General features: G+C 26.0%; 14 protein-coding genes and 2 pseudogenes. 12 read left to right on the top strand and 4 right to left on the bottom strand.

Annotation, left to right across the window (positions count from 1 at the left end):
* Window positions 1-128 precede the first annotated feature (128 nt).
* The 12 genes and pseudogenes from ACTNAO_RS11930 (at window position 129) to ACTNAO_RS11875 (ending at window position 11,517) form a co-directional block, all read left to right on the top strand.
* Window positions 129-356 (top strand): hypothetical protein, encoded by a 228-nt coding sequence (locus ACTNAO_RS11930; RefSeq protein WP_441029285.1) that lies wholly within the window; start codon window positions 129-131, stop codon window positions 354-356.
* A gap of 60 nt (window positions 357-416) precedes the next feature.
* Complete coding sequence (locus ACTNAO_RS11925) at window positions 417-992, top strand: hypothetical protein (RefSeq protein WP_441029284.1); 576 nt, start codon at window positions 417-419, stop codon at window positions 990-992.
* 174 nt (window positions 993-1,166) lie between these two features.
* On the top strand, window positions 1,167-2,336 hold the full coding sequence (locus ACTNAO_RS11920; protein WP_441029282.1) for an MBL fold metallo-hydrolase: 1,170 nt from the start codon (window positions 1,167-1,169) through the stop codon (window positions 2,334-2,336).
* 17 nt (window positions 2,337-2,353) lie between these two features.
* Window positions 2,354-3,430, top strand: a complete 1,077-nt coding sequence (locus ACTNAO_RS11915; protein ID WP_441029280.1) for a hypothetical protein — start codon at window positions 2,354-2,356, stop codon at window positions 3,428-3,430.
* Window positions 3,420-6,266 carry an Hsp70 family protein gene (locus tag ACTNAO_RS11910; protein WP_441029278.1) on the top strand — a complete coding sequence of 949 codons (2,847 nt, stop codon included), beginning with the start codon at window positions 3,420-3,422 and terminating at the stop codon, window positions 6,264-6,266. Before ACTNAO_RS11915 ends, ACTNAO_RS11910 begins: the two co-directional genes overlap by 11 nt.
* Before the next feature lie 99 nt (window positions 6,267-6,365).
* Entirely contained in the window at window positions 6,366-6,500 is a 135-nt protein-coding gene (locus ACTNAO_RS11905; protein WP_441029276.1) for a hypothetical protein, read from the top strand.
* Between the two features lie 301 nt (window positions 6,501-6,801).
* Window positions 6,802-7,482, top strand: a pseudogene (locus ACTNAO_RS11900) (IS256 family transposase); the annotation flags it as partial.
* Window positions 7,483-8,249: 767 nt separating this feature from the next.
* Window positions 8,250-8,411, top strand: coding sequence for a hypothetical protein (locus ACTNAO_RS11895; protein ID WP_441029274.1), 162 nt, complete (start codon window positions 8,250-8,252; stop codon window positions 8,409-8,411).
* 143 nt (window positions 8,412-8,554) lie between these two features.
* Window positions 8,555-10,117 carry an AAA family ATPase gene (locus ACTNAO_RS11890; protein ID WP_441029272.1) on the top strand — a complete coding sequence of 521 codons (1,563 nt, stop codon included), beginning with the start codon at window positions 8,555-8,557 and terminating at the stop codon, window positions 10,115-10,117.
* Between the two features lie 638 nt (window positions 10,118-10,755).
* Window positions 10,756-11,106, top strand: a complete 351-nt coding sequence (locus ACTNAO_RS11885; RefSeq protein WP_441029270.1) for a PadR family transcriptional regulator — start codon at window positions 10,756-10,758, stop codon at window positions 11,104-11,106.
* Window positions 11,106-11,321, top strand: a complete 216-nt coding sequence (locus ACTNAO_RS11880) for a hypothetical protein (RefSeq protein WP_441029268.1) — start codon at window positions 11,106-11,108, stop codon at window positions 11,319-11,321. The genes ACTNAO_RS11885 and ACTNAO_RS11880 overlap by 1 nt, the downstream gene beginning before the upstream one ends.
* 43 nt (window positions 11,322-11,364) lie before the next feature.
* Window positions 11,365-11,517: an IS3 family transposase gene (locus ACTNAO_RS11875; protein WP_441029287.1), complete on the top strand. Its 153-nt coding sequence runs from the start codon at window positions 11,365-11,367 to the stop codon at window positions 11,515-11,517.
* A 25-nt stretch (window positions 11,518-11,542) separates the two neighbouring features.
* Here ACTNAO_RS11875 and ACTNAO_RS11870 read toward each other — a convergent pair.
* The 4 genes and pseudogenes from ACTNAO_RS11870 to ACTNAO_RS11855 all read right to left on the bottom strand — a co-directional run.
* Window positions 11,543-11,791 (bottom strand): annotated as a pseudogene (locus ACTNAO_RS11870) (transposase); the annotation flags it as partial.
* Between the two features lie 82 nt (window positions 11,792-11,873).
* Window positions 11,874-13,097 (bottom strand): PHP domain-containing protein, encoded by a 1,224-nt coding sequence (locus ACTNAO_RS11865; protein WP_441029266.1) that lies wholly within the window; start codon window positions 13,095-13,097, stop codon window positions 11,874-11,876.
* Window positions 13,087-13,569 carry an HNH endonuclease gene (locus ACTNAO_RS11860; protein WP_441029264.1) on the bottom strand — a complete coding sequence of 161 codons (483 nt, stop codon included), beginning with the start codon at window positions 13,567-13,569 and terminating at the stop codon, window positions 13,087-13,089. The genes ACTNAO_RS11865 and ACTNAO_RS11860 overlap by 11 nt, the downstream gene beginning before the upstream one ends.
* A 47-nt stretch (window positions 13,570-13,616) precedes the next feature.
* The gene (locus ACTNAO_RS11855; RefSeq protein WP_441029262.1) at window positions 13,617-14,600 is read right to left on the bottom strand and encodes a hypothetical protein; all 984 of its coding nucleotides are present in this window, start codon (window positions 14,598-14,600) and stop codon (window positions 13,617-13,619) included.
* Between the last annotated feature and the right edge of the window lie 288 nt (window positions 14,601-14,888).

Below are 14,888 nucleotides of genomic sequence, written 5' to 3'. Positions count from 1 at the left end.
AACGACAAGAAAAATTAAATGGATTATAAAAAAATAATCTTGAATTAATTATACCCAAAGGTGGGGAATTTTCTTTCCCTTTTTCGGGGAATTTATATTGACACCAACAGTTTAAGGAAGTGTTTTAAATGAAATTTAGTAAGAATTATAGAGTATTGAGATTATATGTATGTTTTGAAGAAGGCAAATGCATAAACATAAATCAAGCTGCAAATGAATTTCAAGTAAATGTTAGAACTATACAAAGAGATATTGCTGACATACGGGCATCTTTAGCAGATGAAATTATAGAAAAAGGTTATGGAAGAATTATTATATATAATCGAATTAAAAATGAATATTTGATAGATATATAAGAGAAAAATGACAATTATAAAGTAACAATTATGTATGAAAAACAAAAGGAGTGATCATTTATGCATATTGCAATAGAAGGATTAGATGGTGCAGGTAAAACAGAAACTGCAAAACAGGTTGCAAACAAATTATCATTTGAATTTATTGAAAAACCACTACACATTTTTACAGATAATAACGGCATGGATAATTATTTAGAAATTATTAAAAAAGTAAATGCTATTAGCAATTCTCATTTTCGGGCTATGTTTTATGGAACAGGTAATTATTTAGTTTCACAAATTGCAAAAGATAAAAATGTAATAACAGATCGGCATTTAGTATCAAATTATTATTGGAATGCTGAAGTAAATCATATTACATATTTTGATGAATTAGTCAAATCGTGTGGTATACCCGATATTACTTTTGTATTATATGTATCAGAAGCTGAAAGAAAACGTAGAATTATATTGAGAAATCCTGAAGATAAGGATTTAGAAAGAAAAATATTTTCTAATGAGCCATATGAGAAGATAAAAGAATTTCTTGAAAGGTATAATATGACATATGAATTTATCAATACAACAAAAATGAATTTAAATGAAGTTGTAGAGTATATTGTTACAAAAATTCAAAATACATACAATTTATAATTACAATTAAGACTTAGTGTTAAAAGAAGATACAAGAATTTTTAATTTACTTATTATTAAAAAAATGGTTATAAATAGTACAAAATAAAGTTTTATAATAAATATATAATTTTTATTTATATATTTATTATAAGTAAACGTTTTAAAATATACTAAATAAAGATGGTGATATACATGAATAGCAATATACAGTTTATGGCCTTAGGTGGTGGACAGAATGTAGGTGCTAGCTGCTATTTTTTAAAATTAGATGATACATATATTATGTTGGATTGTGGGATTGGATATGATAAAAATATTATTTTTGAACCCTGTTTTAATTGGATAATAGAACCACCATTTATGCAGAGTATGCATCAATTGCAAAATGTTTTTATATCGCATGCACATATGGATCACATAGGTGCATTGCCACAATTATTTAGACAAAATAATGATATTTCAATTTATATGACAGAGTTAACATCAATATTTTGCAAATATCAATTATATGATAGAACATATATAAATACTAATAATCTTTCATCAGAAAATGAAAGATTAGGAATAAAAAATATAATTGATAAAATATCAACTGTTACATATAATACTACTCTTAATTTTAAAAAATATAAGGTCGAATTTTTTAATGCAGGACATATTCCAGGTGCAGCAATGATTTTAATAATATATAAAAGAATAAAAATATTATATACTGGGGATTTTTCAGAATTTAGCACACCGTTAACTGATGGTTATTTATTACCACAAAATTTACACCCAGATATTGTGATTATGTGTGGTTTACATGCTAAACATCCATGTTATTCAAGAAATAATAATAATATAAATAATATATTAAACAGAATAGAAGATTTAATTAGAAATAATTGTTCTGTATATTGTAAAGTTCATCAATTAAGTAAAGGAATAGAGTTTTTAAAAATATTAACCAAATTTATGATTAATAAGGGATATTCTGATATTCCAATATATATAGAAAAAAATTTTACAGATATGATACATGAAGTTGAAAGATTGAATGTTATGTTATGGGAAATTAATTGTCATTCAATTAATAATTTAAAATTCAATAAAAATAATCATTTACATATAGTTATAGGAAGTAGTAATTATCAATATAACAATGAAGTCATTGTAAACGTTGATTTTTCTTTACATGAAGATTTTCAAGGATTATGTAAATTTATAAAAGATCTGAATCCAAAGGTAACTGTGGTTGTTCATTGTGGTAAAGAAAGAGAAAATGAAAACAATAATACTATCGAGCAGCAAGTTATGAAAAATTCAGAATCTAGAACTCAATTTATTTTTGCAGATAATAATGAAATATATAATTTATAATTTGGGGAGGAATTGTAATGATTAATGTAAAAGATAATTCAATTCAAAAGATATTAACAGAAATGCATAAAAAAATGAATAAAAAGAGAAGAACAACTGCTAATAGAACTAATATTAATATAATTCTAGAAAATAGAATTTTAAAAACAATATGTGAAAATTATTCAATGGAACCAACAATTTGTGCTAAAAAATTAAATGAAAAATATTCATATGAAATGAATGGTAATGATGTAATTAGAATTTTTCGTGATTTAAGAATTGCAAATCCAATTGAAAGAAAGTATATGTATATTAACTCAGAAAATTTAGTAGATATACTAGCTGATGCACTGAAAGGAGATTCTGAAAAATATAGTAAAGTTTATAATGAAGTATTTAATAATAAAAAAATTAATAATACAGAAAAACGTATAATTACAATAATGCTTTTTTATAAATATCCAGAAATAGATATTTATAATGATTCTAATGAACTTGAATATTTAGGAAGTACATTATCAAAATATTTTTTAATTGATATTGTTGAATTAATTGCAGATATATACGATTTTAAAATAAATTATATTCCAAATAAAAAAAGTCCTAAGATTTCATTAAACGAGGCCATACAAAAAATTGAAAGATTAGAAGTTGCACTTGAAAGAAGTGATATGATGCTTCAAGAACTTCAAAGTGAATTTGATGAACAAATTGAAGAAAGTAGAAATAAGGAACTTGCAGATTTTTTTGCTCAGCTTAATTCGGAAAAATATGGTTATATTTTAGATGAGTTACTTGCTGTGAGAAAAGGAGTAGACACATTAAAGAAAAATGGTTTTGATTTACCAGTTGAGATTAATGGATTGCTTATTATGGTGAAAAAATTAATCCAATTTGTTAGAGATAGTCATATAAATCCTATTATGAAGGTTAATAATATAAAACAAGTTAAAGCATCAGATGTTGAATTTTGTATATATGAAGGTTCGCCTTTTAAAAATAGTGAAGAAGTTAAAAATGTAAAAGTTATTTCACCAGGATGGATTTTTAAAGATAAGGAAGTTCAAATTTCTAGACCTAAGGTTAAGGAGGTAGACGGTTATGAAGATTAATAATGAAGAACATAGTGATCTATGTGTAGGAATTGATTTGGGTACTACTAATTCAGTACTTGCAACTGTTAATTTAAAACCTAATGGAGATATTGTAAGTAAAGTTGTTGATATTCCTAGAGCAGTTGATATGTATAGTAATATATCTTCAGAAGTAAAATTATCGAAACAAAAACGACCATTATTACCATCTTGCATTTATTATAGAGAAGAAAAAAATTATGAACCTTTAGTAGGTGATTTTGCAAAAATGCAATATCCTTTGCGTCCACATTTAGTTGCTAAATCTATAAAAAGTCAAATGGGTAATAACGAAGTAGAGGGGCTGTCACCAGATATTCCCGATAAAACACCAGCACAAGTATCTTCAAATATTTTAAAGCATTTAATAAAAAATGCTGAAAAAATATATAGATGTAAAATTGATGACGCTGTAATTACAGTACCAGCTAATTTTGATTCTGCTATGTGCAAAGCAACTAGAGATGCTGCTGAATTAGCAGGTATAAAAGTAAAAAATTTAGATGGTAGTGAACGTCCGGTATTATTACCAGAACCTAATGCAGTTATATATGATTTAATAAATCAAATTCATAATGGTGAAATTTCTGGACACATTTTGAACTTAGATATGCAAAAAAATGTATTAGTTTTTGATTTAGGGGGTGGAACTTTAGATATAACTATGCATCAAATTATTAGAAGAGTTGATTGTAATGAAGTATTAAAAGTTTCAGAAATTGCAACTAATAGATATACTTTATTAGGTGGAGATGATTTTGATGAATTAATTGCAGAAGCAATGTTTGATAGATATAAAAAGCAATATAGTTCTCATATTGAAATTGTAAATAAGATAGAAAGAGAAAAGAGAATAATTATGCCTCAACTTAGAAATTATGCTGAGCAATTAAAAATTGACTTAAATGATAGATGTAGTCAAGATTGGGAAAGTGATTGGGAAGACGATGGTTGGGATGATGAAAAAGAGAGTGATACTTTTTCTGTAGGGGGAAATATGGGAAGTATCGGTTATGCATATGATGATTCTTTTAACAAAGAAGAGATTGAAAATATTTTAAAACCTTTTATGGGTGAACATTTAAAATATCAAGATTATAAAAATATAGAAAAAATGTCTTCGATAAATGATACTAGAAATATTATTTATCCAATCTTAGATGTTTTAAATAAAGCATCTAAGAAATTACAAGTAGAAACTATTAATGTAGATGCAGTAATAGTTAATGGAGGAATGTCAAAATTTTATTTAGTAATAGACAGATTAAAAGAATTTTTTGGATTTGAACCAATTGTTGCGCTTGATCCAGATCAAGCGGTTGCAAGAGGTGCTGCTGTTTATCATTACTATTTACATAAGTATTCTCAAATTCAAGATGATATGAAGTTATTAGGAAATACATATAATGATTCCGTGAATAATGTAAAGATTAAAACATCAGATATAAGTAAAGAGATGATTAAAAAGCATAATATAGGAATTGAGTTTGGTAATAAAATATTAAATGAAAGTTTATATTTAGGTGCTAAAAATGGTGCTGTGCATGAAATTATACCAACAGGTGCAGAATTGCCCTATCAATCTAAGGTTCAAAATGGTTTTAGATTAACACCAGGTCAATCTATAATTGCAATACCTATTAAAACAAAGAATATTGATGGAACATATCGTACAATATCTTCTGGGAAAATAGAGTTCTCTAATCAATATAAGAATGGTGTTTATGTATCATTTGAAATATATATGAGCAGTAGTAAAGTTTTGACTATGAATGCGTGGACAAGTACTGATGAAATGGGGGTGAATAAAATTGAAGAAAAGATTGGGACTATAGATGTAGGATGTAATTTAGATAAAGACAAAATGGTAAAATGCAAATTTGTATCACCAACTGGCAGTATTCTTAAGGCTAAGGAAGAAATTTGCAATATAAAGCAACTTTGTTGTAATTATGACAAATTTATGAAATCAAGAAATGATATTCAAAAATCAGCTGTTTCTAAAAAAATAAATATATGCCTAAAATCAATATATCAATGTGCAAATCCAGAAGATTTTGCAGAGCCAATATTAAATGAGTTGAAAAGTATCAATTCTGAAGTGTTTAGAGAAAGATTATTTGTTATGGCAAGAAAAATAGGGGAAAAATGGGACGACGATTCAAAGCAAAAATTAGAGGAGTTATGTATTGCTCAATTAGGATCAGAATTATTAGGATTATCTGTTGGAGGCCCTAGAACATCTACTAATATTCAAGCAATATATACTTTAGGAATGTGTGGAACAACAAAGAATTTAAATAAGATTCAATCTTTAAATGAAAAAGCAGTATATAGGCAAGCGTGTTTATATACTTATGCCAAGACTAGAACTCAGGGAGATTGGATTTTTAAACAATTTAAAAATGATTATAAGAAAGCTTTAAAACATTGTAATAATAATTTGCAATTTAGTGCCTATGCAGTAGGTATTTATTTAAGAAAAGATATTAATGGGCAAATTAAAATTTCACAGGAAAAAGTAGTAGAGTATTTGTGCAATCTTATTTTATCTAAATTATCAAAAGAGCAAGATTTAATTTGTTGTATCATAGCTCTTGGGTATATTTGTGATCAAAGATCTATATGTTCTAATATTTTAAATAATTCACTAGTAGATAAGGCATTAGAGGTTCTTGATTTTATAAAATATAAATATCCTATTGCTATGATAGAAGCATCTTCAAAATCAAAAAATATTGCAGAGAAAATGATTAATGGAATAGAACTTAATTTTGAAGATGAAAGATATCTTTTAGAAAAATTAGAAAAATAGATAAATATATAATGCAATGTTTCTATAGTTTTAAGGTATCTATCCTTGCTTTAGCAAAATGATAGATACCTTAAAAAATAGTATTAGAAGTGGTTAATTATGAATAAGGTTGTATTAATTTCTTGTAGTAAAAGTAAGTGTGAAGCATATAAGTTATATGATAAAAATGTTCTATTTAAAGTAGCATATAGATATGCAGAAACCATAACTAATGAAATATATTATATTAGCTAAATATGGATTCGTTAAAAAAAGTAATTAAACCATACAATGTAAAATTGAAAAATATAAATGTATATAAAAAAGAGGCAATAATGCAATTAATCAACTTAAGGATAAATTTGATTTTAATAATACTGAATTTATGAATTTTCAAGGTATAGGAAACTTTATGCTTATGTCTAATAAATCAAAGTTGATTAAAGATGCTGCCTATTATTTATATACTCCGGAAAGAAAACGTCAGGAGAGCTGAAAGTAGATTAATAAAAGAAAAACATAATGTAATTTTAAATGTAACAAATGTATAAATGCTATAGTGCCTAAAGCAGCTTACGCTGTTATCGGAGTTAATATAGAAGGTAAAAAAGATGTGCTAGGTATTTGGATTGGTTCAGCAGAATCAGCTAAATATTGGCTTTTAGTGTTAAATGAATTAAAAAATCGAGGTGTTAATGATATATTAATTGCATGTGTTGATGGATTGAAGGGATTTACAGAAGCCATCAAAGCAGTATTCCCTAAAACAGAGATTCAAAAGTGTATTATTCATCAAATTAGGAATTCTAGCAAATATGTTTCTTATAAAGATTTGAAAGCTTTCAATGCAGATTTAAAGCTAATATATAAAGCAACTACTGAAGACGTAGCGTTAGCTGAATTAGACAAACTAGAAGAAAAATGGGTAGAAAAATATTTACTAGCAATTAAGAGCTGGAGAAATAATTGGGACGAGCTTTCAACTTTTTTTAAGTATCCGCCTGAAATAAGGAAAATAATATATACAAACAACTCTATGGAAAGCTATAATCGCCAATTAAGGAAAGTTACAAAAAGTAAATCTGTATTTCCAAATGATGAATCATTATTAAAAATTTTATATCTGGCTACAGTTAATATAACAAAGAAATGGACACAAGGAATTAGAGGATGGGCTCAAATCTTAGCTCAACTATCAATCTTCTTCGAAGGTCGTTTAGACCAGTTCATTTATTAAAAATACATATTAAAAAGTAAGGTTGAATCATCTCAATTCTAATCCTTCAACCTTACTTCAAATAAAATATTACTTATTTAGTTTACACAAAACTATTGACAGACTCTTTAAATCTATTAATGAAATTTTATAACCTTTTAGGTTATTTACGGAAGAATTAAATTCTTCTTTAGTCATTTTTATATAACCACAGAAGCTATAGCATTTAATTTTATTTTTGTCTATATTTTACATATAATATGTAGTATGAAAATACGATGATATGTTGACCTCACATCATAAGTTATTCTCGCAGCATCCATTTCAATGCATTTTTCTTTTGAATTTATTCATAATTTATTTCATCATCAGTACCCAATTAGTCTATATATACTTCAGTATATATTCTTTTAACTCCATAATCTTCACATCTAAGTAATAATAACTATTCGGATTTCTATTAACCGTTATGTAACTATTAATTGCATCTATATAAAAATCTTGTTTAAATGCTTATGTTACAAATGAAATAAGTATAAAAGTAAATTTGTTAGATCTCTTAAGTCCTAATAATTACTTGGACAAAGGTTATTGATATAGGTTATGCCAAATATAGTAATTATTGGAGGTGGTTGAGGATGAGTGTTTTAAGATAAATGAATTCCAAACTTATGCAGAAGCTTATAAAATAGTTAATATCCATTAAAACTATGATATAATTATATGTATTAAAGGATTTTATTTACAAAATCCAAAAACCTAAAAAGGCTCTAAATAGGGGGTAGGTTTTGGAAATTGAAAAATTAACCCGCATGAATAGGGGCTTTGAGGGCAAAAAAATGGTTGCTGTGGAAATGAGTATTGACCTGTTTAAAAGATGGAATAGTATTTTATATGATTCTATAAAATTCAATATATTAAAAAATAAAAAGCAAGTGTTATTTATATAACTAAAATTTAGTCATACGAATAATACTTGCTCTTTATTATTTTTATTAGATAATTTTATGTTTAAAAATAAAACAATAAGTTAATTTTAATGTATAATACAAATATACAAAGATAAAATCAATAATAAAGAAGGTGAGAAATAGTGGCTATTTATTTAAATACAGATGCAGCACTTGAAAATTATAAAAAATTAATAAAATCAGCATATTTTATTGACAAATCTATGATACTTGACAAACTTAATAAATTAATTGATACATCTGATTGTTATGTGTGCATAACAAAGCCAAGAAGATTTGGAAAATCATCTATAATAAATATGCTAGGAGCATATTATACAAAAGGGCATAATTCAAAAGATATTTTCGATAAACTTAATATAAGTAAAAGTGACAGTTATTTAGAAAATCTCAATAAATATAATGTTATTAATATTTCATTTAATAAAATGCCTGAAAAATGTGATAATTATAATGATTATATTAATATGATAATAGAATCTATTGTTAATGATATAAAAGAAAAATATCCCAAAGTTAATGAAAAAAAATATTTTTCATTAAGTGATATTTTTAATGAAACAAATGAAAAATTTATCTTTATTATAGATGAATGGGATTATATATTTAGTCACGATTTATTTAAAGAAAATCAAAAAGACTTTTTAGAGTTTTTAAGAAATCTTTTAAAAGATAAGCCATATGTAGCTCTTTGTTATATGACAGGAGTACTGCCAATTAAGAAGTATTCAGAAGGTTCTGCTCTTAACATGTTTAGAGAATATACAATGCTTAATGATAGAGTATATCCAGATTATTTTGGATTCACAGAAAAAGAAGTTAAAGATTTATGCAAAAGAAATGGAAAAATGTCCTTTGCTGAAATTACAGAATGGTATAATGGGTATTTTGATTGTTTTGGAAACTCTTTATATAATCCAAGGTCAGTAGTTAGTGCATTAAATGATAATTATTGTCAAAGCTATTGGACTAATACAGGCAGAATGGATGAAGTCTTATTTTACCTAAAGTATAATATAGCAGAAGTACGTGATGATGTAATAGAAATGGTATCTGGGAATGTAGTAGATATTATAATTGATGAAGAATTTAGAGCAGGTCAAGATGCACCAGAAACAAGGGAAGAAATATATTCAGCAATGATAGTATACGGATTTTTATCATATTATGATGGAACCATAAGAATTCCTAATAAAGAACTTATGAAGGAATTTGAAAAAGCCTTAAGGGATAAGAGCTTTGGTGAAGTTATGGACATGGTTAAAAATTCTGAAAAAATGTTGAAAGCTACTTTAAATAAAGATACTGAAACTATGGAAAAAATAATTGATAATATTCATAATAGTGAAATACCAATACTTCAATATAATGATGAAAATAGTCTTTCTTGTGTAATTACTTTGGCATATTTATATGCAAGAAATAAATATAGAATTGAACGCGAAGAAAAAACTGGAAAAGGTTATGCAGATTTTATGTTTCATCCAAGAAGAAAAAATGACACAGCATTTGTTCTAGAATTAAAAAAAGATAGTTCTCCAGAAGTGGCAATAAAACAAATAATAGAAAAAGAATATTCTCAGAAATTTATAAAAGAAAATGTAAAGAATAAAATACTTGCAGTTGCCATTTGTTATGATTCAAAAACAAAAGAACATAAATGTAAAGTTGAAGAAATAAATTAAAATACATTAAAAACAAAGTGTGTAAGTAAGGTTAGTGTATTAAATTACATTAGCCTTATTTTTTGAAATCCTCTTCAATTATACAAAAGAATCTCATCTATTTTAAATTTTAGTAAATAATCATAAATCTTATAAAAATCATTTAAAACTATGATATAATTATATGTGTTAAAGGATTTTATTTACAAAATCCAAAACCCTAAAAAGGCTCTAAATAGGGGGTAGGTTTTGGAAAAAGCTCTTAAACCTTGATATTAGTAGGCTGAGCTACTTTTTTGACTTACAATTAAGTGCAAAATATTTAATAAAAATCATCAAAAAAAGCGTCCTAAAGAATAGGTTTTGGAAATTGAAAAATTAACCCGCATGAATAGGGGCTTTGAGGGCGAAAAAAATGGTTGCTGTGGAAATGAGTATTGACCTGCAGAACTGAAAGGTAAAAAAATTCTCATTAAATTGTATAGTGTATAGAAATCTATGTATTTCCCGTGTGATGAAGTAAAATAAAAGAAAAACTTTGTCTCACAGAAGGACTTATAGGAAGTAAAGAACAAAGAATTAAAAAGCCTACTATAGATATAACTAATAAGTACTCAAGAATTTCTTGTAACAGAGATTATAAGAACGCATATAAGCATATGCTAATTAAAATATCTAGTACTAATTTCTTAGAAGTGTATGTGTTACATGTATTATCGAAACATAAAGAACCTATATATGCGTTAGAGATATTAAATAGTTTATCCGAAGTATGCACAAATGGAATGTGGAAACCATCGCATGGTACGCTATATCCATTACTTAATATCATGAATAAGAAAGGATATGTTGATATTACAATAAAGAAAACTAATAAAATTGGTAAGAAATATTACACAATAACAGATGCTGGTTTTGACATTTTAGATATCAAAAAAGGCGACCTAAAAAGTGTAGTTGCCGAATCAGAATTATTTTTTAGAACAATTTATAGGGAGTTGTATGTTTAATGGAATTTTATTTAGAAAAAGATGATGAGCCTGTAGTAAAAAATGAAGAAGAAATACCACCAACAATTTGTAGTTGTTGTGGTGCAAAGTCTGTATTTTATAGACAAGAAGGTATTTTCAATGAAACAAGATGTGTTCAATGGGTTTGTAGCGAATGCGAAGCAATAGCAAAATCAACAATAATAATAGATATACAAGAATTAATCAATCAATAATCGTCAACATTGACAGTTGAGAGAGGCAAAAATCCCGTAAGCCATTATAAATAAGGGTTACAGGATTTTTGAAAGCTTGGAACAATTAAAATTAGAATTAAGAAGTTATGTTCTATGGTATAACAACAAACGCATACATAGTGCTTTAGGTTATATGACACCAATAGAATATAGAATTTCTAATATGATCGAATAATAACTGTATAAAAAAGTGTTGACAATCCAAAAGAACTTCTTAAGTTCTTTTGGCTGTAGCCATTTCGGTAATTCCTATCTTCAGAATTAACATCTGTCTGTCGTTGATATTTATCTCTGCCTAAGTGTTCATCCATTTCTGCTTCTAATATATTTTCTAAAACATCTTTTACAAGTCTTTGTACTAATCCATTCTTGCCTAATACATCGTCAATTGTTTTGCACTTTTTAACTTCCTCGTTGTAATCAAAGTTGGCATCAATTTTTCTTGTCATAAAAATTCCTACTCAAATCTATAAGAATATTATTTCAAATATACCAACAGATTATACAAAAAAACAGTAGGTAGATTTGGTTTTACACAAATCTATCTACTGCTCCAAATCTTTCAAAAATAAAAGAATTAGTAATTGGGTCTATTGTTGTTATATTTAAAACATAATATACTAATGAACCAGCTGCCGATCCTCTACCTGGTCCTAATAAAATTTTATTATTTCTACACCATTTAAACCAATCCCAAAGTATAAGAAAATATCCACTAAATCCTGCACCACAAATAATATCAAGTTCATAATTAAGCCTATCAATTCTTTGTTTTATATTAGTATATTTGTGTTTAATTATATTTTTAAACAGATTTTCTTGTGCTATTTCTCTTAGATAAGTTTCTTCTGTATATCCTTCTGGTACAGGGAAATTTGGTAACAATCCTTTTGCATCTTTTGAGTTTGGATTTACATTACACTGTTCTGCTATTTTTACTGTATTTGTTATTGCAGATAAAGGAATATCATATTTTTCACAATATTCAACTAATTCATCAAAAGAATATAAATAACATTCTGTTGTAAAAGGAGCTAAATGATCTACCATTTTTAATATATCATGATATTTTTTATCTTCTTTATTTATCCAGTGAGTATCTGTAGTAATTACAAGACCTATTCCTGTTTCTTTAGACATTTTAACTAAATCTGCATTAACAAGTAATTGTTCATCTATTGTATGTGGCTGTACTTCTAAATAAAATTCATCAAAAATTGAATTATAGAATAAAGCTTTTTGTTTTGCTTTATCATATTCTCCATTAAGTAATAATTTAGGAATAATACCACCAATGCAAGCAGATAATGCAATAACTCCTTTTCCATGATTTTTTAAAAATACATCATCTGTTCTCATAAAATCCTTTTTACGTCCATGAACTTTGTGTAATCCACAATCTGTTGCTATAAGATATAAATTTTTTAAGCCTTCATCATTTTTTGCTAGAAGAACCATATGAAATCTATCTTTATCGTCTGCTATGTTTCTGTCTTCACAATGATAGATTTCATCACCAATTATTGCATTTGTTACTTCTTTATTAATATTATAGTGTTTCAAATATGAGAATAAATTCGAATGCTCTGTTATAGCAAGTCCAACTATGTCCACATTATCTTTTTCTTGCATTTCTATTATATTATTTTTGTAATCAATAATATCAGGTAATGCATCTGATTCTGAATATTTACTATGATTATGAAGATAAGCAATTTTTCTAGTAATAACGATCAACCCTTTATCACCCCTCATTTTTTAACAATTCCATCATTTTAGTATTAACTTCTTTTTCTATTTTTAATAATTTTTCAAGTCTTGAATCGGGAAGATAATTAAATTTATCTCTATGTCTTTTTATGTAATCAACATATTGTGATAAAGTTCTAAGTGATTTAGACGTATTACATCTTTGACAACAACACCTTTTATTGAATCTATATTCAACAAATTTATTAGCATTTTTTAAAGGTATAACATGATCTACTGTTGCTTTTTCATCTAAAGGTATTCTTCTGCCACATATATAACATATTCTATTTTCTTCTTGAACTATTTTACGTTTTAATACTCTTCTTTCATATCCAGAACTTAAAAGTTTTATGGAATTATCATTAATTTTTATAGCTAATCCACGTTTTATTAATCTTTCTGCACGCTTTTCGCTACAATTTTGTTGTTTGGTATTATTTTTATCAAATACCATAATTGTATTTTTATTTTCCATATTCAATTTTGTATGCTTTCGAAAATAAATTCATAAAACATCACTTCCTATTTTGTTTTATTCTTAATTGTCATAGTTCTTAATAAAATTCTGTATAAATAAGTCTGCTTAGCTTGAGGCATTAGAACACAATTATTTAAAGCATAAAAACACATTCTTACTGTATCAGTAGAAAATTGTTTTAAAGTATCAATCATAACCTGAGTATCAAAAGCTATTTTAGAAATTGATTTTCCAGCTTTAATACAATTAACATTTTCTATATTACTTCCTTTGCTAGTATTTACTTCTATTTGTATATTATTATCATTAAAAGTAAATGTTGATGTAGTTGCATTTTTACTTATTGCTTTAATTCTATATAAAGCTTTTAATAAATCACTTCTATTTAATTCGTATATACTTGGATATTTATCTGGCATATACTTTTCAATATTAGGATATTTACCAGTATTAAGCTTTATATAATGTGTTTCATTAGATTGTGTTATTATAAAATAATTGCTTGTAACTTCAATAACCACATTCTGATTATCGTCCAAAGAACTAAAAACTTTCTTTAAATTAGCAAAATCTACAAAAGTTTGTAATGAACCTTTATGGGAAAGTATTTTACAGAACAAGCACATTCTTGATGTAACACAACCATCAAAACCTTTTGCTATAACTTTAGAATTATCTATATGAATATTAATAAAATTAAAAACGGGATTTGATGATGTAGTTCCTATTATATTATTAAAGTGTTCAATAATATCTTTTAAATCTGAATATTTAATAGTACAACTTTGAAGAATTTTATCATTAGGTTCTTTTATTAAAAACTTGGATTTATCAACAACTGCTACTTGAATAGGTTTTATTCTATTTGCATAATCAATATTGACTTTGCCTTTTCCTGTATCAGAAATATCAATTACTGTATTTTCATCTAAAGTTTCTATTAAAGTGTTAAATTGGATTAAAGAATTAATTTCTTTATCTCCATTGTTACTTATAATATTACAGTTTGCTATACTTATGTCAGTCATATTTGTACCTGTAAGTTGTAATTGGTGTTAGTATAAAGTAGTGGACACATTAAGGGAAAGGGCAGAAGATATGATCAAAATTATAAAGATATGATAGTAGATTTATTTAAATCAGGAATGAGTGTATCTGAAATAAGTAGCGAATATGGTATTGCAAAATCAACAAGCAATGGTTGGTGGATTGGTTATAATTAATTAGACATAAATTATTCGGTCAAGATATAATATTAAAAATTATACAAGGAGAAATATTATGGCTAGAAAATCAACAAATTACACTGATGAGTT

It is taken from the genome of Clostridium sp. HCP1S3_C6, from assembly GCF_052066735.1.
Taxonomy (GTDB): Bacteria; Bacillota; Clostridia; order Clostridiales; family Clostridiaceae; genus Clostridium.
The sequence above is the reverse complement of the archived record's forward strand: the minus strand, read 5'-3'. Positions and strand labels throughout refer to the sequence as shown.

Bases quoted from the DNA above. Each gene is read 5' to 3' on its own strand.
- ACTNAO_RS11930 (WP_441029285.1), top strand. From the start codon at position 129: ATGAAATTTAGTAAGAATTATAGAGTATTGAGATTATATGTATGTTTT.
- ACTNAO_RS11880 (WP_441029268.1), top strand. From the start codon at position 11,106: ATGGAATTTTATTTAGAAAAAGATGATGAGCCTGTAGTAAAAAATGAA.
- ACTNAO_RS11855 (WP_441029262.1), bottom strand. From the start codon at position 14,600: ATGACTGACATAAGTATAGCAAACTGTAATATTATAAGTAACAATGGA.
- ACTNAO_RS11910 (WP_441029278.1), top strand. From the start codon at position 3,420: ATGAAGATTAATAATGAAGAACATAGTGATCTATGTGTAGGAATTGAT.
- ACTNAO_RS11925 (WP_441029284.1), top strand. From the start codon at position 417: ATGCATATTGCAATAGAAGGATTAGATGGTGCAGGTAAAACAGAAACT.
- ACTNAO_RS11915 (WP_441029280.1), top strand. From the start codon at position 2,354: ATGATTAATGTAAAAGATAATTCAATTCAAAAGATATTAACAGAAATG.
- ACTNAO_RS11905 (WP_441029276.1), top strand. From the start codon at position 6,366: ATGAATAAGGTTGTATTAATTTCTTGTAGTAAAAGTAAGTGTGAAGCA.
- ACTNAO_RS11920 (WP_441029282.1), top strand. From the start codon at position 1,167: ATGAATAGCAATATACAGTTTATGGCCTTAGGTGGTGGACAGAATGTA.
- ACTNAO_RS11865 (WP_441029266.1), bottom strand. From the start codon at position 13,097: ATGAGGGGTGATAAAGGGTTGATCGTTATTACTAGAAAAATTGCTTAT.
- ACTNAO_RS11860 (WP_441029264.1), bottom strand. From the start codon at position 13,569: ATGGAAAATAAAAATACAATTATGGTATTTGATAAAAATAATACCAAA.
- ACTNAO_RS11885 (WP_441029270.1), top strand. From the start codon at position 10,756: ATGCTAATTAAAATATCTAGTACTAATTTCTTAGAAGTGTATGTGTTA.